A 17719-nucleotide genomic window follows, 5' to 3' on the forward strand; every position below is an offset into this window, starting at 1 on the left:
GATGACTTACTACGTCCGCACCGGTGACGTGCCGCGAAAGCGGCACACGTGGTACCGGTCAGCAGACGGGTCACGGCTGCACGAGGAGCTGATGGGTGAGGAGGGCTTCTCGGGCGCGTCGAGCCTGCTCTACCACCTGCGGTCGCCGAGCGCGATCACCGCGGTGGAGCCGCTTTCGGTCGCGCGAGCGGCGCTTACCGCGAACAACCCCCTCGCGCCGTGGCACCTGCGGGCGTCCAAGCTCGCCCCCGGCGGAGACCCGGTTCTCGGGCGCCACGTCCTTCTCGGCAACGCAACACTGACGATCTGCTGGGTGGAAGCGTCAGCGTCGAGCGACCTCTACCGGAACGCTGCAGGTGACGAATTGGTGTATGTGCAGTCGGGCGACGCCACCCTCGAATCGGTGTTCGGAACTTTGCGCGTGAGCGCCGGGGACTACGTATCGATACCGGCGTCAACGACCCACCGGTGGGTGCTCCCCGACGGCGGAAGTCTGGGCGCGCTGGTGCTCGAGGCCGCCGGGCACGTCGAGATCCCCGCCCGCTACAGGACGCCGACGGGACAGCTGAAGGAAGGCGCGCCGTTCTGCGAGCGCGACCTACGGGCGCCGGAAGGTCCGCTCGTAAGTGCCGACACTGGCCCTACGGCTGTTCTGGTGAGGACTCGCCACGGATGGGCCAGGCACCTGCATGCCACCCACCCGTTCGATGTCGTCGGGTGGGATGGCTGCGCGTACCCCTTTGCTTTTTCCATCAGAGACTTCGAGCCGATCGTCGGGCGGATACACCAGCCGCCGCCCGTGCACCAGACGTTCGCGGGGCCTGGTTTTGTCGTTTGCAGCTTCGTCCCCCGCCTGTTCGACTTCGATCCCGGCGCAGTGAAGGTCCCCTACCACCACGCCAACGTCGACTCCGACGAGGTGCTGTTCTACTCCGACGGTGACTTCATGAGCCGGCGGGGGGCGGGGATATCGGCGGGTTCGATCACGCTGCACCCCGCCGGCTTCGTCCACGGACCCCAGCCCGGAAGCGTCGAAGCGTCGGCCGACCAGACCAGGACAGAGGAAACCGCCGTCATGGTGGACACGTTCGCACCGTTGTCGATCAGCGCCGACGCTCGCTCCGTCGCCGATGCCGACTACCCGTGGAGTTGGGCCCAACCGCTGTAGCCGGGGTGGCATGAGGGGGCGGGGCATTCAAGGCTAATCTTGTGGGGGGAGTAGCGGGCTCGGCGACTGCCGGACGGCGGAGACCGGAACGGGGTGTAGCGCACGAGGCGCGAAGGGAGATCGGACATGACGGACGCCATCGATCTGGGTGCTCTTGAACAACATGCACTCGAGCAAAACGGGAGCCAGGCGAACACCATCGAGCTCGCCGCGCCGGAGATCGAGTTCTTCCACTATCTGCGCGAAGCGCCGATGCCTCGACCGATCATGGACATGGTCCCAGGGTTCCTGCCCCACCGTGCCCACCAGTACTGCCCGCCCGTCAGCCAAGCCTCCAGTTACGGATGGGCGATCTTCCCGCCTCTCGACTTCGCGCTCCGGTGGGACGGCAAGGAGACGCACCTTGCGTTTCTTGTGGACAACGAACCCGAGCACTGGCACTCGCTGTCAGGCGCGCGGGAGGTGTGGATCCCGGAGGAGTATCGCGACTACGGCGACCTGACCGAGCAACGACGGGCGCAACTCGGCGAGATCACCGGCCCTGGAGGCATCCTTCTCGCGAACTGCGATCCCAAGGCGCAGGAGAACGTCGAGCTGATGTTCGGGGTCATCGCCCGTACCAGCCCGGGATGGGCTTCACTCGTGCGGAGCACGCCGAACCTTCCCACCCAGGGGTACCAGGTGCTCGAAGGGCTCCTCGAAACCTCGTGGTACCAGTCGTGGGTGCCGGTCATCATCCGCCTAACCGACCGCGACAGGGTGGTGCGCTTCTACCGCGACCTGCCGGCGGCAACTCTGAGCCTGGTCCCCGAAATTGCTTACGCCCCGAGCACCATTCGAAAGGCGAAGGTGATCGCCGGGGGCATAGCTGCGATGCCCGACGATGTGTGGGCCGACCACGTCGACATAAAGGGAGCGCGCCACCGCCACGCCGCGCCGGGGAACTACAAGACCCGGCAGGCCCGCAACCGCAAGGGCCAAGCCGAGTCACAAGTCGACGTATCCGACATAACAGTGACAGCCGGCGTCATCGACAGCGACGACTAACGACCCTGGGGATCCCGGTCGAAGGGCCGTCCGTTTGAGCCACACCGCCTACCGCGCCAAGCACCTCCGCAAGCGGGGGATACAGGCAGTTCTTCGCGACCCAACCTCGGCCCGGCTGCTCGGCGCACAGACGATCTCCGAGATCGGTGACTTCGTCGGGCTCGCCGCCCTGCTGCTTCTCGCGTACCACAAGAGCGGATCGCTGGTCGCGACTGCCGGAATCTTCGCGGCGCGCAGCCTCCCGTCGCTTTTGGTCGGCACGGTTTTCTCCGGCTGGCTCGACGTTCCCCCGCGACGCACCGCGCTGGTTTGGTTGACGCTGGCCGGCGCCGCAGTCACGACGGCCGTCGTTGTCTTTCCCACGACTGCCGCAGCGCTGGTCGCGGCGGCGTTGCTCGGCGCGATTCGCACGGCAGCCTCGTCGGTCACAGGAGGAGCGGCTGTAGACGGGCTCGACGACGAGGTGCGGGCCAGTTACTTCGCGCTTTCCAGCTCGGTGAACCAGGCCTCCCAGGTGATCGGCTTCGTCGCGGGAGCCACGGTGACGTTGCTGATATCGGCGCGAGCCGCTCTCGGGTTCGACGTCGTCACCTACTTGTTCGCAGTCGTCGTGTTGTGGACCTTGCCGGCGATCGCGTCGCGGCCTCGGAGGCGGCGCCCGCCCCCGTTCCACGGCGTGAAGATCATCGCGTCGACACCGATCCTCGCCTTGGTGACGCCGGTGGTTTGGGCAACGGTATTCGCCACCGCGGTTCCCGAGACATTCGCGGCGAGCCTCAGCCACGGCTCGCAGTTGCCGGTGCTCATGGCGGCCTTCCCGTTGGGGACGTCTGTCATGGCCGGTTTCCTCGCGCGCCGCGAGTTCCTCGACCGCGTCCTGAACCAACTGATGCTCGCGCTCTTGTTCGCAGTCGGCTTCGCCGGCGGTGCGGTCGTGCTGGGTGTGGGAGTGAGCAGGTGGCTGCTCGTCCCCGCCAACTTCGTGGCCGGGCTCGGCAGTACATGGACCGTCGGGGCAAGGACCACGTTCGCGCTCAACACGCCGCCCGAGCACATGGCGCAGGTCGAGGCCGCGGCCATCTCCTCGAACGTCTTGCTCGAGGGTCTGGGAGTCCTCGCGCTGGCCGCGATCGGTCAGCAGGTCGGACCGGTCGGTTCGTACGCGTTCGCCGCAGCGCTCGTGTCGCTTGCGGTTGCTGTTGCGCTCGGTGTCGTCCGCGCACGGTTCCGTGTCGAGTCCAGTGTGCAGCGCAGCCATCGCCGGACGCCGAAGAAGCGCGAGGCCCCCGAGGTCGAGCTGGCTGACTAACCGACTAGCCGACTAAGCGCCTAGTGTGCAACCGAAGGGGCGCCTCCGGTGGCTGCTCGGCAAGCGAGTCGAGCCTCGGGGCGAACCTGGAGGTGATCAGGTCGAGGAATTCCGCCGGCGGCAGCGGTCGCGAAAGGAGGTAGCCCTGGGCCACCGGGCAGCCGAGCATTTTCAGGCCGGCCAGCTGCTCGGGGTTCTCCACTCCTTCGGCGACGGCCTCGATGCACATCGCGTCGGCGAGACGGACGATCGCCTGCACGATCGCCGTGTCCACCGGGTCAGTGGCCACGCCCTGCACGAACGTACGGTCGATCTTCACCTCGTCGACGGGGAACTGCTTGAGGTAGGAGAAGGTGGAGTGTTCGACGAGGAAGTCGTCGATCGCGATCTTCACCCCTAGCCGGCTGAGCTTCTTCATGATGTCGGCGGCGCTGGAAATGTCCTCCATGACCATCATCTCGGTGATCTCGAAGGTGATCGCCTCCGATGGGAGGCCAGCCGAGTCGAGTGCGCTGGCGACCTCGCTCAGCAGCCCGCTGTGCTGGAACTGCCTGGGCGAGAGGTTCACGCTCATGGCGAGCTCCACGCCGATCCGGTCGCGAATGAGGCGGGCCTGCTCGCACGCCTGCTCGAGGACGATGCGCCCAAGCGGAAGGATCAGGCCGGTCTCCTCGGCCATCGGAATGAACAGGTCGGGCCGGATGAGCCCGTCCGTCGGGTGCCGCCAGCGGACCAAGGCTTCGGCACCGACGATCTCTTCGTCCTCGACGGAGAAGAACGGCTGGTAGTGGACTTCGATCTCGCCCCTGTCGAGACCCTTCCGGAGGGCCGCCTCCAGCTCGAGGCGCTTCCGGGATCGCGGTCCCATCGCGGCGAGGTCGAAGACCTTGTAGGCACCCCCGCGGCCCTTTGTTTTCGCCTCGAACATCGCCACGTCGGCGTTGCGAAGGATGTCGTCCGCCGACTGCCCGGGCTCGGTTAGCGCGATCCCAACCGACACGCTCGCCACGTGCTCGAAACCGCCGGGGAGGATCAGCGGCTTCTCAACCACGGCGCATATCCGCCGCGCAGATGCGACCGCTTCCTCGATCCCGGCGACGTCCTCGACGAACACGACGAACTCGTCACCGCCGAAACGGGCGACCAGATCCCGCTGGCCGACCGCCGATCTCAATCGGTCTGCCACCTCTCTCAGGAGGTCGTTGCCGGTTGTGTGGCCGAGGTTGTCGTTGACCGCCTTGAAGCGGTCGATGTCCACGAAGATCATCGCGTGCGTCTTGTGATCCAGGGAAGCCCGGCCGAGAGCAGCGGCCAGGCGTTCCATCAGCAACCCGCGGTTGGCGAGGCCGGTGAGGCTGTCGTAGTACGCGTGACGAACCAGTTCTTCCTGCATTGCCCTGCGCTCGGTCGTGTCCCTGAAGGCGATGACCGCGCCGACGGCTTTGCCGTGGTCGCGAACGGCCGATGCGCTGTACTCGACCGGCATCTCTTTGCCGTCCCGGCCGACGAACCGGGCGTCGTCCTCGCGAATCACGCCCTCGGTTCTCATCGCTTCCCTCGCAGGCCCGAGCAAGAACTCCGGCGCCAACAAGGTGTCGCCGCTGATCCCGTCGTCGATCGCCACACTCAGGCTGGGGACGTCGATCATGTCGGCGGCAGCGGGGTTCACGAAGGTAATGCGGCCATCGGCGTCGATGGCGCACACCCCTTCGCCGATGTTCAACGTGATCGAAGAGAGACGCTTCTGCTCGAAGCGAACCTGGGTGAACAGCTGGGCGTTGGTCAGCGCACCCTTGCCGATAGCAGCCACGGCATCCAGCAGCATCTGATCCGCCTCGTCGAAGGGCTCCTCTCGCCGCCGGCCCGAAACGACGAGCCATTGCTGCTTTCCGTTGACGTCGAGCCGTGCTGCCATCTGCTCCTCCGCCGGCGCTTCGTCGGTGACGACCGCCTCGGGGCAACGCAGCAAGTCTTTCGCCGACGACAGAATCGAATCGACGATCTGCTGTGTCTGAAGGCTCCTGCTTGCGTCCAGCGCGACCTCGAACAGGCCCTTCATTCGAGTGCGGTCGTGCTGGGCGCTGAAGCGGCTCTTGACGAGCCCGAGCTCGACGATGAGGGCTGGAATCACCGCTGCAATCAGCCAGGGATGCGCCTGCATGGCCAGAGCCACCACGATGCCGACGACCGCGCCACCCGCGGCCAGCGGAACCTCGACACCGACACCTATCGCTGTCCAGCCGGAGCCCATGGACAACATCACGCTTGCCAGGGAGGCCTTGTTCACCACCAGGTAGACCGCTGCTCCGAGAAGGACCGCAGCCCCTTCCTTGGCGGTGATCGACTTCGATGGGACCGCTATCGCGCGGCTTACGGCCAACCCGAGCCCGGCGGCGAGGACGGTCTCACCGACGTTGAACGCAGACTTGACGAACTGCCGTCTCCTCACCACCTGAGAGACGATCGCAGCCGCGGCGTAGGTGCCCAATGTAACGACAGGCGGTACCAGGAGGGCGAGGATCACGAAGAATCCTTCGTCCATCTGGAAAGTGTCGATGCGGTTGCCCATGTAGACAACGACCGGTCGCACCCAGTTGCCGGCGATCAGAGCTCCGATCGCCACCGCGATTATCCATTGGTTTCTCGTCAACCCGTGTGAGCTGGACGGTGCAAGGCTGGCAACAACCAAAGCGGCCATTCCACCGACAACCCACAGGGCAACGATCGTTCGAGTCTTCGTGGGAAGGTTCAACAGCTCAGCCCCCTGTGTGCGAGCGACCGGCTCCTAGTTCCACGAATTGCCGTTCCAGGAATTACCGTTCCAGGCGGCACCGTTCCACGAGTTCCCGTTCCACGAGTTCCCGTTCCACGAGTTCCCGTTCCACGAGTTCCCGTTGAAGGCGGCACCGTTCCAGGAGTTGCCGTTCCACGAGTTCCCGTTGAACGTGAAGCCGTTCCAGGAGTTGCCGTTCCACGAATTGCCGTTCCAGGAGTTGCCGTTCCACGAGTTCCCGTTCCACGAGTTCCCGTTGAAGGCGGCACCGTTCCACGAGTTCCCGTTCCACGAGTTCCCGTTCCACGAATTACCGTTCCAGGAGTTGCCGTTCCAGGAGTTCCCGTTCCAGAGGGGAACGGTCGTGCCGTTCGAGGTCGAAGTCTCGCCTGTGGTCGACTGGTTGAAGTTGACCGAGGACGGGGCGATGGAAGCGGCGTAAGCGTTGAGAGCTCCGTGGCCGTCCACGAATGGGTTGCCTATGGGTCCGGGACCTGCCCCTCCAAGGAGGTCAGCCTTGATCTGGTTGGGGCTGTAGGAAGGATTGTTGGCAAGTACCAGCGCGGCCGCGCCGGAGGTGATCGCGGCACTGAAGGAGGTGCCGGAACCGACGAAGTTGCCTGACCCGATCCGCGCGGACGGGTAGTTGTTGTAGATCGTCGATCCGGGCGCCGCGAGGCTGACGATCGACCGGCCCGAGGTCACCAGGTCCGGCTTCACCCATCCGTCGGGGGAGGTCGGCCCGACGCTGGAGAAGTTGTTCATCTCGTCGTTGGCGACGGTGGCCTGGGCGAGATCGTCGAGAGCGCCGACAGTGATTACGAGGGGATCGTCACCTGGCGAGGTGATGGTGCCGTTGAAAGGTCCGGAGTTGCCGGCGGACACCACAATGGCGAGTCCGGAGCCCCAGGCCCGTTCGACCGCGAGGTCCAGAGGGTTGTTGACGGTGGACCGGTCGGGCTGGAATCCCAACGAGATGTTGAGGACCTTGATGTTGTAGGTGCCCTCGTTGTTGACCGCCCACTGCAATCCCGAAATCAGGGTGCCGAGCTTGGTGGTGCCATCGGCGCCTGCAACCTTGATCGAGACGAGGTTGGCGCCTGGGGCCTCACCGCTGTACTGACCATTCGACGATGCGCCGTTTCCGGCGATCAGACCGGCAACGAACGTTCCGTGGCCGTAGCTGTCCTGGAAGGCGTTCTTCTCGCCGCTGAGATCCACACCACCGACGAGTCGGCCGGCGAAGTCGGGAAGGTTGGAAATGCCCGTGTCAACGACTGCAACGGTGACACCCCTGCCGGTGTCGCCGGCTTGGGCCAGTTGTGTTGCGCCCGTTTGAGCAAGGAATGCGTCAGAGGGAGTGTGCGGTCCCGTCGAGGGTGTGGTGCTCTGAACATTGACACTGATGTCCGGGGTGACATTGACCCCGGGCATCGCGGAGAGGACAGCAACCTCGCTGCTGAGAACCGTCGCCTCGACGCCGTTGATGATGGAGAACTGTTGGATGACCGTGCCACCCACGCTGGCGACGTCGCCGACGATGTTCTCGCTCCCCGTCGTCCAGACGATGACCTGAACACTCGTGTCTGCAGTGGCCGCGGACGCGCCGAAGAGCGCCGCCGACCCCATTGTCAGCAGCGCTCCGGCGATCGCTAAGGCCTTACGCTTCCAGCTGAAGAATCCGCTTCGACGTTCTCCTGGAACACCGCAAGACGAAAGCTCCATCTATTGGCCCCCCTCCCCTGAGTGGTCTCCTAACTACTTATCGTAAACAAACTCGGGGGTCTTTAGGAAATTTCTTTGCGTGGTTATTACCGGAAACTGAACGACCCGATACGGTTGTGCCGAATGTCTAGTTGTGGCCTATTTCATCGATTCGAGGACTTCGTCCACCATGGCCAATGTGGTGTGAGGATGAAGAAACGCAAGCCTAGCAAGGGTTTCTCCTTGCCACTTGGTCGGCGTGACGAGACCGACCTGGTCGGCGACCAGCTGTGCCGACCACCGGTCATAGTCCTCGGGTGACCACCCATTACGCCTATAGAGCACCACGGAAAGCGGTGGTTGGTGAAGGAGTTGAAGGTGACTTTTTGTCTCTATTAGGTCGGCTGTTTCGCGCGCAATGCGCAAGGAACTCTCCACAGCGTCACTGTAAGCGTCCGTGCCGTTGACGCTGAGTGAGAACCACAGCGCCAGCCCCCGGGCCCGCCGGGTCAAGTGGTATGCGTAATCGCTCGGGTTCCATTCGTCCGGCGCGCCGGTGTGAACCACGTCCAGGTAGCTGGCGTTCTGGGTGTGCACCGCCCGTGCCAGGTGGGGCTTCCGGTAGATCAACGCTCCACAGTCGAACGGCGCGAATAACCACTTGTGAGGATCGATGACCAGCGAATCGGCCCTTTCGATCCCCGCGAACCGGCTGCGCGCCGAGGGGGCGAAAAGTGCCGCCCCGCCGTAGGCGGCGTCTACGTGGAACCAGAGGTCCCGGTCGTTGGCGAATCGCCCCACGGATTCGAGGTCGTCGATAATTCCGGCATTGGTGGTGCCGGCTGTCGCTACGACTCCGATCACGCTGGTTGGGTCAGGGTCGGCAGCGAGCGCAGCTTCAAGTACGTCACCGGTCAAGCGATAATGCTCGGTCGGCACAACGAGTGCTTCCATGCCTGTGACCATTAGCGCTTTCGTCGCCGACGAGTGTGCCTGGTCGCTCACCGCGATTCGCAAGGTCCGGTTCCTGTCGCGTCCGAGCTTGTGCCGCGCTACTTCTCTCGCGACGACCAAGCCGGACAGGTTGGCGGCGCTGCCACCTGAGACGAAGCATCCACCAGCCTCCTCGGGAAGACCGGCAAGGTCGGCAAGGAGTCTCAGGGCCTGGTTCTCTGCTGCGATGGCGCCAGAGGCCTCGAGCCAGGACGTCCCCTGGAGAGACGAGCAGGACACGACCATGTCGAATAGCAAAGAGGCCTTGGTCGGAGCGGCCGGGATGAAGGCGAGAAACCGCGGGCTGTCGGCGGAGAGAACCGCGGGGGCGAGGGTGTCGGTGAACACGCGGAAGACTTCTTCGGGATCCCGTGGTTCTGCGCCGATCAGTCCCGACAACGCCTCGTCGAGAATCCTCTTGTCACCGGGGAGGTCGAGCGGGACCGGGTCGAGAGACAACCGCCAGCGGCAGTACTCGAACACCATGGAGACGAGCTTCGGATCAGGCTCGAACATCGGGTTTCCCACTACGCCAGCTTGCCGCAGGGCAGTTCCTGGATCGGTGAATGGTTTCCGGAGGCCGGGGTTGTCAGGTTGCGGCTTGTCGGGTTCCGGCTTGTCAGATTCCGGCCTGTCAGATTCCGGGTTCTCTGCCCCTGCCGGCGCGGTATTCGGTCGCCGCGCGTATGTCGGGGACCCAGCGGGGGTCGTAGTACGCCAGTCCGCCGTCATCGCCGATCACGACCGCGAGCTCGCCTCGCCTTCTTCTCTCGACCAGCCAGCCACCGTCGAAACGGTGAACCCGGCCCAGCTCCTGGCTCGGGTAGCCGAGGGCGGACAGCCTCTGCGACACCGAGGTCTCGACGGTCGACGGATCAACGCGGCGCAGGCCGGGATCCGGCGGGACGATGATGTCGCCTCTGTCGACGGCGGCGTTGTGCCGATCGGTCCGGTTCTTCACGTATGTGGCCGTAGCCACGCCGGCTCCTGCTGCCAGCACGGCGGCCGCGACCCCTGCTGCGACACTCGCTGCGAAGAGCCCGCCGACGAGGGCGGCGGGTGGCACGATCAGCAGGATCCGGGCCGCTTTGGGAAGTCGCTGCCACTGCACACGAACCGGCGGAAGGCGCCCCGGGTACGGTTCACCCTTGCGGAGGGGTTCGATCAACGGGACCCCGGTGGCTCGCCCCGGTCACACAGCGGGCACTCGAGAGGGCTTCCCAACCGCTCCTCGCGGCCACTCGCCTCGACGACCCACGGACGGAGTTGGAAGGGGGGCTTGTGACGCACATGCTGGTTGTGGCCGCACGAAAGCTCGGCGACCCAGTCGCGGGCGTCGTCCTGGTGGAACCCGGTGATCGCTCTTTCCACGGATGTTCCAGGCTAGAAGGTCCTGCATGGTGCGGTTAAACCCGTGAGCGCTCCAACTGCACGGCAGAGAGATTCGCAAATGGCTGTTCGGCTGCCAGATGGGACCAACGGGACATACGGCGAAGTCGAGGAAGGGGACTTCTCAGCGCCTTGTGGCGGAATGTACCGTTGCCCGACATGGGGGCAGCAGCTACGTCTATCGAGGGATATGAGGCCGCGGTACGGCATCGGGCTTACCGCTGGGCAATTCAGATGCACCATGAAGCAGCGCTGATGCACGAGCGCGCCGCGCAGCTCTACGACTCGATTCGCCAGATGGACCTGGCGGAGCGGGAGAAGAGACTGGCACGGGCCGAACGACTGGCGGCGGTCACCACCCAGGCTTGAGCCTGAGGTACGCCTGGGCTACCGCCAGCTTGGTGAGTGAGTGGGCCCGGTGGGGATCGAACCCACGACCAAGGGATTATGAGTCCCCCGCTCTAACCACTGAGCTACAGGCCCTTGGGCGCTTGTACGGGCGCTTTATGTGGATTCCGACTGTAGCGAAATCCCGCTGACGCGAGATCCGCTCCACCATTTCAAATGCACACCCGAACCAACGGTCAAATCACGACGAACTCGTCCTAGGTCGAGCAGCGGCGTGGCTGGCTGGTCAGGGCTGCACTTCGACATCGACAACGACCGAAGGTAGCCGGGTACCCGACTCAGTTGTGAAGGTGAACGTCAAGCGGTGCGGACCAGGAACCAGCTCCCTCACATACACGGGCACACTAACCGTCGACCCCGGAGCAGTGGACAATTGCAGTCGCCCGTTCGCGGGGGTGACCGCCACGCCGGCATCGGTGAACGAGGACCAGCTAACGCCTCCGACCGCGGTGTCGAGGCTTCGCACCGACAGGTCGATCGGCGTCGCTTTCCCGACCGGAACGGAGATCTGCCCTGACGGCGTCGTGAATCCAAGTGCAGGGGCCGCGCCGATCGTGTACGAGGGTGGCGCCAGCGAGCCGTCGGTACCCCAAGCCGAGGCGGCCGATCCGCTGAGCGAGTACACCCAGGTGCCGCCCTCCTGCAGGGTCGCGGCGGGCACCCACGGAGCGGCGTGATCCGCGCCGTCGATCGCGAGCGACGATACGTACCTCTGCCCTTCGGACGCCCCGGGAGCTGCGATTCGCAAGGTCCGGCCGCCGACATGGAGCGTGGCCGAGTCGAACATCGGTGCGGTCAGTACGACGGTGCCCGCGGCTGGGTCTAGCGGGTACATCCCGAGAGCGGCCCAGACGTACCAGGCCGACATGGTCCCGAGGTCGTCGTTGCCCGGCTCGCCGGCGGGAGTGTCCGTGTAGTAAGTCGTGGCGATTTGGTGGACTAATTGGGCGGTACGCCATGGTTCCCCGAACGCGTCGAACTCCCAGGGAGTGCCGAGGCCAACCTCGTTGCCCACCCACAGTTGGTCGGATTGGGGGCCGGACTCGAGCGAAGCTACGTGGGTGTCCAGGGCGGCGATCGCGGCACGGGTACCGCCGAAGGCGTCCGCCAGCTGCCCTAGGTCGAAGGGCACCATCCAGGTGTACTGGCTGCCGGAACCTTCTTCGAAACCGGGCTGGCCGTAAGTCGGGTAAGGCTCGTATGTGTCCGGTCCGGCAGGGAATGATCCGTCCGGCGACCGAGCCGCCATGGTGCCGAATGAGGGATCGAACACCTTCTGCCAGTTGGCCGCCCGGTTCTGGAATTCGCTCGCGACCGCCACGGACCCATGGGCCGCGGCGAAACGCGAAATGGCGAAGTCGTCGTTTGAGTACTCGAGGGTCTGGGAGCTCCCCCAGTAGGTCTCGGTGACGGGCACACCACCGCCCTGCGGGTTGCCCATGAGGGTGGGTACGTAGCCGAGCGTCTCGTAGCTCAGCAGGTCCTTTCGTTCCACGTACCATCCCTGGCCCGCTCCCGACGAGGTTGCCCCCTTCACCATGGCTGCGAGGGCCGCGGCGGCGTCGAAGTTCTTGGCTCCGAAGGTGTCCGCCTCGGCGATGAGCACGTCTGCAGAGTCGCCGTCCTGGGTCGACGTGTAGCTCGCCGCCACTGGCCATTTCGGCAACCACCCGCCCTGCTCAGCGTCAGCAAGCAGCGAGGAGACCATATCCGATGTCACGCCCGGGTCCAGGAGAGAGATCAGGGGGAACTGGGTGCGGTAGATGTCCCACCCGGAGAAGTTGGCGTACTGGACTCGCCTGCCGGCGTTGTGTACCAATCCGTCGAAACCGATGTAGCTGCCGTCGGCGTCGGAGAACACGTTCGGGTGGAGCAGCGAGTGGTAGAGGGCGGTGTAAAACACGGACTGTTGCCGGGGTGTCCCGCCGGCGACACCGATCCGGTCCAGTTGGTCGTCCCACGCCTGGTGAGCCCTACTGGCTACAGCGCCGAGGTCCCAACCGGGGTCTTCGGTCTGAAGGTTCTTCTCCGCCTCGGCAACGCTCGTGAACGACACGCCCACCTTCAAGCTCACCGTCCGCGACCCGGATGTGTCGAACGTTACGAACTCGCCGCGGTCACCAGGAGCCTGACCTGGGACAGTGAGAGAGGTGGGCACCATGCCGTTGGTGACCCACTGGCCCGACCCGCTGAACGGCCGGGAGAACTCGGCCGCGAAGTACACGGTGTAGTGGCTGGGCGATAGGCAGAAGGCCCCGTCTCCGACCGAACCGATAACGGTCCGATCACCGATGCTCGTGACAGCCGCGGCCTGAGAAGGGAACTGGCTCGCGGCCACCTTGAACAGCACGCTGGCGGAGGGCCCCGAAGGAAAGGCGAAGCGGGCGATTCCCGTTCGCTGGGTCACTGCAAGTGATACCTGTGTGCCCGGCTCGAGCGTGGCGGAGTAGGAGCCGGGGGCGGCCACCTCGCTGCCGGGTCGGATTGTGGCGGTCGCTTGACCGGGCGAGGTCGGGACTCCCGGAACGGGCATGATCGGAACGTCGCCGAACACCGGGCAACCGGGGCCCGACAGATGCGTGAGACTGAATCCGATGGTGGTGCCGTCCCCATACGCGTAGCCGCCTCCGAAGGGTCGGTTCGGGGTGGTCTCCGGGCTCCACTGCAGCATTCCGAACGGCACGTCGGCGCCGGGGAACGTGTCAATCGGCCCGATCTGGCCAGGCCCGGAACCAGTCCCAACGAAAGGATTGACGAGGGCGGCCGGATCACCCGGAGGCTGGGCGGAGTCGGACCGGGGCGTCGCGGCGTACGTGGGAGACAGAAGGGACGCGAGCAGCCACCCCAAGACGACCAAAGTCGCGGCGGCACCGCGCTTACGCAGATGCTTCCGCATTGCATTGGTTGTTCGGCGGCGAGGACTTCACCTCCTGCCGGCGGCGCTGCGCTTCCACTCCCCTCCGACAACCCGCTGCGCAGGATCGAGGGAGAGATTGCGCGGACAGTAGGGCCGCACCGTCAGGTCATCAGACTGCCACGGTCGACTTGCCGCGAGGGCAGCGTGCTTACGCGCTGAAAGCAAACCACACAGGGTGTGTCGACGGGCGAGCTGAATCCGGATCAACGCCGGCTCTGGTCGGCTGACTGACGCTCCGGGGTCGTGATTATGCATTCGGTGCGTGAAGCCCACCGATGGCGACGCCTCGTGCCGCGGGATCGCCGGTTCGGATCGGGCTCGAGCCAGTAGCCAATTCGTGATTATGCGCTCGTCCGCGTCGACCCGAGGGCAGTCAGCGTGCATCTCGCGGGATCGCCAGTGGTAGACGGACCGAAGCCATCATGCCCCTCGGGTCAGTGGCATACTGCGCCCTAGGACCCCTAGGTGACGAGGACCCTTGGCCTGCCGTTCCGGCCGCATGGCTAAACATTGGGAATCGACTCCATGAATGCGATTGTTCGTCGTAGGCCAACTGTGATGATTTCGTCGACGATCGGCGAATTGGCAGCCGAACGCGAAGCCATCAATTCGGCGCTGGATGGGCTGAGCCTTGCCGATGGCTGGCTTTTCGAATTCCACGCCACGGCAGCAGGAGAGACTGCCGAAGAGCACTACCTCGCTGTTGCAAGCAGTTGCGACCTCTACGTGGTGATCGTGGCTGGCCAAGGCTCGGAGGCTACGGAAGCGGAGTATCAAGCCGCCTACGCAGACACATCCCGGAAGATCTTGCCGTTCTTCGTGGGCGAGCCGACGAAGGACACCGAGTCATTTCGGTCGCTGATCGAGTCGAGGCATGTGCGCGTACATCGGGGGGACCACAGCGACCTCGCGAGCGCAGTTGTGAACGCGATCGCTGCATCCGTTAGGTCAGGTGAAATCGTCCGTTCTGGGTTGCTCGAGGAATTGGATGAACTGCTCCGGCGACGAGAACGAGTTGTGCGAGAGGACCTCCCGCTCGGATTCGTCCGATATCTTCATTCGGCAGCCGACCAGGCTGGCGAGCACCACTCGGTCGCGGCAACCAGCATTGCGGACTTAGAAGTAAATGTAGTGCTCGAGGGGATCGGTGGGTCAGGCAAGACCTACACCGCTTTGGCAACTTTGAGGCGTCACAACGCGCACGGGCGCTTGCCGATCGTCATCGTGCCGACTCGGTCGTCTCTATCAGCAGAGGGCCTCATCCTCGGGGCATTTGAGAGCGTTCGCTTCTTTCCAGGGGAGGAGCTACTTCATCAGCTCGCTCGTGATGGGCGAATCGCTGTCGTCGTCGATGGTATCGACGCGCTTGCATCCGATGACCGACGGATCTTCCTGGCCGATCTCGATCGCTTCTGCTCTCGATTTCCTCGCTGCCGTACAACCTGTTGCGTCCGCCGGGCGATGGCGAGCGAACTAGCTTCCTTCGCTCGCTACACACTTGCGGCCCTATCGGATGTACAGACGCACGAGATGTTTCAAGCAGTCGGTGCTCCTGAGGTTCGACGTTTCCCCGAGCAGGTCTCTGATCTTGCCCGATGGCCGCTCTGGACGTGGGCCCTGCTCGAGGTCGGGCCCGTCGCATCAACGGGTTTGGTTCTCCTAGAGAAGTTGATAGAGCATCGAATCAAGATCTCCGGGTCGTATTCGCCTCTCGAACAGCGGATGCTTGTCCATGCGGGAGGGGCGCTCGCGTTCGCGGCCTGGCCGGAACCGAACCTGTCTAGCGACCAAGCCCTTGAAGCGTTGGTGCGGTGGGCTGCGAGTGACTATGTCCTGGCCAGATACTCGCTGCCTTCCGCTGATGTCTTGATCCAAAGACTCAGCGAGGCCGGAGTTGTACAACTCACACCCAGTGTGTCATTCGCACATCCCCTCTTTGCCACCTATCTCGGGGCTCTTCACGCTTCACTCACTCGACAGGTAACGGACCTGATGTCAGCAGATCCAGAGTTCGCAGTCTTTGTAGCGGCGATGTCGGGCAATGATCGTCCTGAAGAAACCGCTCTGACGCTCCAACGTCACGGTGCTGTGGGCCAAGCGCGATATCTCCGGCTGGTTCCTCTGGAGAGCCGCACCCCCCAGGCGGATGATGTGGCGGTGTTCGGCCTAGCTCTTCAAACGTTGGACGGTAGGTCTGCGGAATGCATTGTCGCGGACGACTGGACTGCGTGGCGCTCTGCCGAAGTTCCTGGGGTCGGGTCGCCAACCGCGATCACGGAGTGGATGTCGGCTGGTGAGGTCAACTTCTTGCCGGGCAACGCCTTCGCCAGCCGATCTCCTCTCGTATTGGCAACGATTGAATCGCTCGCTCGCTACAAGCAGCTAGTGGCAGAGGTCCAACCCTTCGGGGACCGATTCGATCGGCTCTCCGAACGGGAACTCCTTCGCTTGAGGCGGATGCACCAAAGGCAGCGCGATGACCTCGTTCTAGAGGCAGTGCTGAACTGGCGGACCGACTGGCGTGACTTAGCTACGACTATGAAGCTTGCGGAACTGCCGGAAGCTGCGATCGGCGAAGGGGATCCCGTCGTGACCGTGTTCGAGACCTGGCCAGACCCAATGCTGAGCGTCGATTGGAATGGCCCGCCTCATGTGACCTGGGTGCAGGGTTCGCCAGATCCCCGCTCCGGGCGTTACGAACGACTGTCCACGTACCTCGATCCCGGTCGAAAGGCTCGGGTGTACCAAGATCTCATCCGGCTTGCCGAGCAAGCGCTTGGCTGTTCTTTCAGTTCCCAAGCCTGGAGCAGGCCTGAAACAGTCGCTTCATGGGCATGGTGACACCGTTAGAGCAGGCGATCTGGGACAGCGCAGAAGAGCTCAACGAGAGCCGATTCGGCCAAATTCTGCGCAATCAGTTTCGGTCTGAGCCAGACCCGACGTTGCCAGCGCCAGGTCAGGCGTTACAGATGTGGCTCGTCTCGAGCGACCCCGCCATCCAGCGCACGCTGACGGCTGTAAGCGCAGAACACATGATGCGACCATCGCAAGGGTCCCCCGACTCACCGTGGCTCCAATGGACGCTCCTAGCCCGAAAAGCAGCTGCTCGAATGGCTGCAAAATGCTGGGCCGGCATCGACTCTCAAAGGCGATTGTTGCTCGTGGACGAGGACAATCTTCCTCCGCCGCTGAGTCGCCATTACATAACGGATCTCCGATCCGACGAGTCAGGCATGCACCTCAACTTTGAAGGTCTCAACGCTCCAGACCTGAAGCCCAAGTTGAGGCACATCTTTGAAGCTGCTCGGTCCACCCCCTCGTATGAGGGCGCGCTCAGAGCTGATACGGAACTTGGCCGTTCGAGAGCACTAACGCTTCGGTGGGCAGAGCTGGCCAGAGGAGCTCACGAACACCTCCGGTCTGGCCTCCAGGGTTCGACGGTGTCCGACGCGCGAGAGCGTGCGCTGACCTTCATCGATGGCCTTTACGCCGGCACTCCCGTGGAAGCGATCGCGACTGCCTTCCGGCAACACAATCGACTTGTCCACCGGATCTTGTGGTGCATTCTGGGGCTCGCGGAGAGCCACTTCGGTGGACCACTGGTCGAAGATACCGTCGGCACCCTTCGACTGAGGCCGGATAAGAACGGCATTCCAGTAATTCGGATCACCACGGCTCAGCCGGCAGTGGTGATGTCCCGTCCCACGCATCCGATCTGGCTCAAGAGCGGAACTCCTTTGGATGGCTTGTGGTTGATCGAGGGGTACACGATGAACCTCGGAGCCTTGAGCAATGATTTCTCCCTTACGCCACTTCGGTGGTTCGCCGAGTCTTGGCCGTAGCCACAGGAGAGCTGGCGGCTAGAGCTGAGCGACGCCTTGGCCGATGTAAGCGAAGATGTTTGTGATGGTGACGAGTTGGATCCGGCAATCCAGAACGTCCATGACGGCACGTTCGCCATTGGCTATGTCGCGGGGTGGCGGGTCATGTACTTCTAGCCCGTCTCACGCG

12 protein-coding genes and 1 tRNA gene are annotated in these 17719 nt (G+C 64.1%); 6 read left to right on the forward strand and 7 right to left on the reverse strand.

What is annotated here, in order from left to right:
* Nucleotide 1: 1 nt before the first annotated feature.
* The 3 genes from VFZ97_14615 (at nt 2) to VFZ97_14625 (ending at nt 3524) form a co-directional block, all read left to right on the forward strand.
* On the forward strand, nt 2-1168 hold the full coding sequence (locus tag VFZ97_14615; protein HEX6394666.1) for a homogentisate 1,2-dioxygenase: 1167 nt from the start codon (nt 2-4) through the stop codon (nt 1166-1168).
* Between the two features lie 126 nt (nt 1169-1294).
* Nucleotides 1295-2215 (forward strand): DUF6065 family protein, encoded by a 921-nt coding sequence (locus VFZ97_14620; protein HEX6394667.1) that lies wholly within the window; start codon nt 1295-1297, stop codon nt 2213-2215.
* 34 nt (nt 2216-2249) lie between these two features.
* Complete coding sequence (locus VFZ97_14625) at nt 2250-3524, forward strand: MFS transporter (GenBank protein HEX6394668.1); 1275 nt, start codon at nt 2250-2252, stop codon at nt 3522-3524.
* Between the two features lie 4 nt (nt 3525-3528).
* Here the strand turns inward: VFZ97_14625 and VFZ97_14630 are convergent, their stop codons facing one another.
* The 5 genes from VFZ97_14630 to VFZ97_14650 form a co-directional block, all read right to left on the reverse strand.
* Entirely contained in the window at nt 3529-6276 is a 2748-nt protein-coding gene (locus VFZ97_14630) for an EAL domain-containing protein (protein ID HEX6394669.1), read from the reverse strand.
* Between the two features lie 33 nt (nt 6277-6309).
* Complete coding sequence (locus tag VFZ97_14635) at nt 6310-8022, reverse strand: S8 family serine peptidase (protein ID HEX6394670.1); 1713 nt, start codon at nt 8020-8022, stop codon at nt 6310-6312.
* A gap of 138 nt (nt 8023-8160) precedes the next feature.
* Nucleotides 8161-9522: a pyridoxal-dependent decarboxylase gene (locus VFZ97_14640; protein HEX6394671.1), complete on the reverse strand. Its 1362-nt coding sequence runs from the start codon at nt 9520-9522 to the stop codon at nt 8161-8163.
* Between the two features lie 106 nt (nt 9523-9628).
* The gene (locus tag VFZ97_14645) at nt 9629-10060 is read right to left on the reverse strand and encodes a hypothetical protein (GenBank protein ID HEX6394672.1); all 432 of its coding nucleotides are present in this window, start codon (nt 10058-10060) and stop codon (nt 9629-9631) included.
* A gap of 98 nt (nt 10061-10158) precedes the next feature.
* Nucleotides 10159-10365, reverse strand: a complete 207-nt coding sequence (locus VFZ97_14650) for a DUF3565 domain-containing protein (GenBank protein ID HEX6394673.1) — start codon at nt 10363-10365, stop codon at nt 10159-10161.
* A 177-nt stretch (nt 10366-10542) separates the two neighbouring features.
* Between VFZ97_14650 and VFZ97_14655 the strand changes: the two genes are divergently transcribed.
* Nucleotides 10543-10752 carry a hypothetical protein gene (locus VFZ97_14655; protein HEX6394674.1) on the forward strand — a complete coding sequence of 70 codons (210 nt, stop codon included), beginning with the start codon at nt 10543-10545 and terminating at the stop codon, nt 10750-10752.
* 41 nt (nt 10753-10793) lie between these two features.
* On the opposite strand, the gene VFZ97_14660 is transcribed toward VFZ97_14655, so the two are convergent.
* Both VFZ97_14660 and VFZ97_14665 read right to left on the reverse strand, forming a co-directional pair.
* A tRNA-Ile gene (locus VFZ97_14660) sits at nt 10794-10866 on the reverse strand.
* A gap of 151 nt (nt 10867-11017) precedes the next feature.
* Nucleotides 11018-13687 (reverse strand): GH92 family glycosyl hydrolase, encoded by a 2670-nt coding sequence (locus tag VFZ97_14665; protein HEX6394675.1) that lies wholly within the window; start codon nt 13685-13687, stop codon nt 11018-11020.
* 579 nt (nt 13688-14266) lie between these two features.
* On the opposite strand from VFZ97_14665, the gene VFZ97_14670 reads away from it, so the two are divergent.
* On the forward strand, nt 14267-16549 hold the full coding sequence (locus VFZ97_14670) for a DUF4062 domain-containing protein (GenBank protein HEX6394676.1): 2283 nt from the start codon (nt 14267-14269) through the stop codon (nt 16547-16549).
* 269 nt (nt 16550-16818) lie between these two features.
* Complete coding sequence (locus tag VFZ97_14675; GenBank protein HEX6394677.1) at nt 16819-17550, forward strand: hypothetical protein; 732 nt, start codon at nt 16819-16821, stop codon at nt 17548-17550.
* The last annotated feature ends 169 nt before the right edge of the window (nt 17551-17719 follow it).

Source organism: Acidimicrobiales bacterium, from assembly GCA_036378675.1.
Lineage (GTDB): Bacteria > Actinomycetota > Acidimicrobiia > Acidimicrobiales > Palsa-688 > DASUWA01.

Excerpts from the sequence above, each read along its gene's own strand:
- VFZ97_14615 (HEX6394666.1), top strand. The coding sequence starts at position 2 with ATGACTTACTACGTCCGCACCGGTGACGTGCCGCGAAAGCGGCACACG.
- VFZ97_14620 (HEX6394667.1), top strand. The coding sequence starts at position 1,295 with ATGACGGACGCCATCGATCTGGGTGCTCTTGAACAACATGCACTCGAG.
- VFZ97_14635 (HEX6394670.1), bottom strand. The coding sequence starts at position 8,022 with ATGGAGCTTTCGTCTTGCGGTGTTCCAGGAGAACGTCGAAGCGGATTC.
- VFZ97_14655 (HEX6394674.1), top strand. The coding sequence starts at position 10,543 with ATGGGGGCAGCAGCTACGTCTATCGAGGGATATGAGGCCGCGGTACGG.
- VFZ97_14665 (HEX6394675.1), bottom strand. The coding sequence starts at position 13,687 with ATGCGGAAGCATCTGCGTAAGCGCGGTGCCGCCGCGACTTTGGTCGTC.
- VFZ97_14670 (HEX6394676.1), top strand. The coding sequence starts at position 14,267 with ATGATTTCGTCGACGATCGGCGAATTGGCAGCCGAACGCGAAGCCATC.
- VFZ97_14675 (HEX6394677.1), top strand. The coding sequence starts at position 16,819 with ATGGCTGCAAAATGCTGGGCCGGCATCGACTCTCAAAGGCGATTGTTG.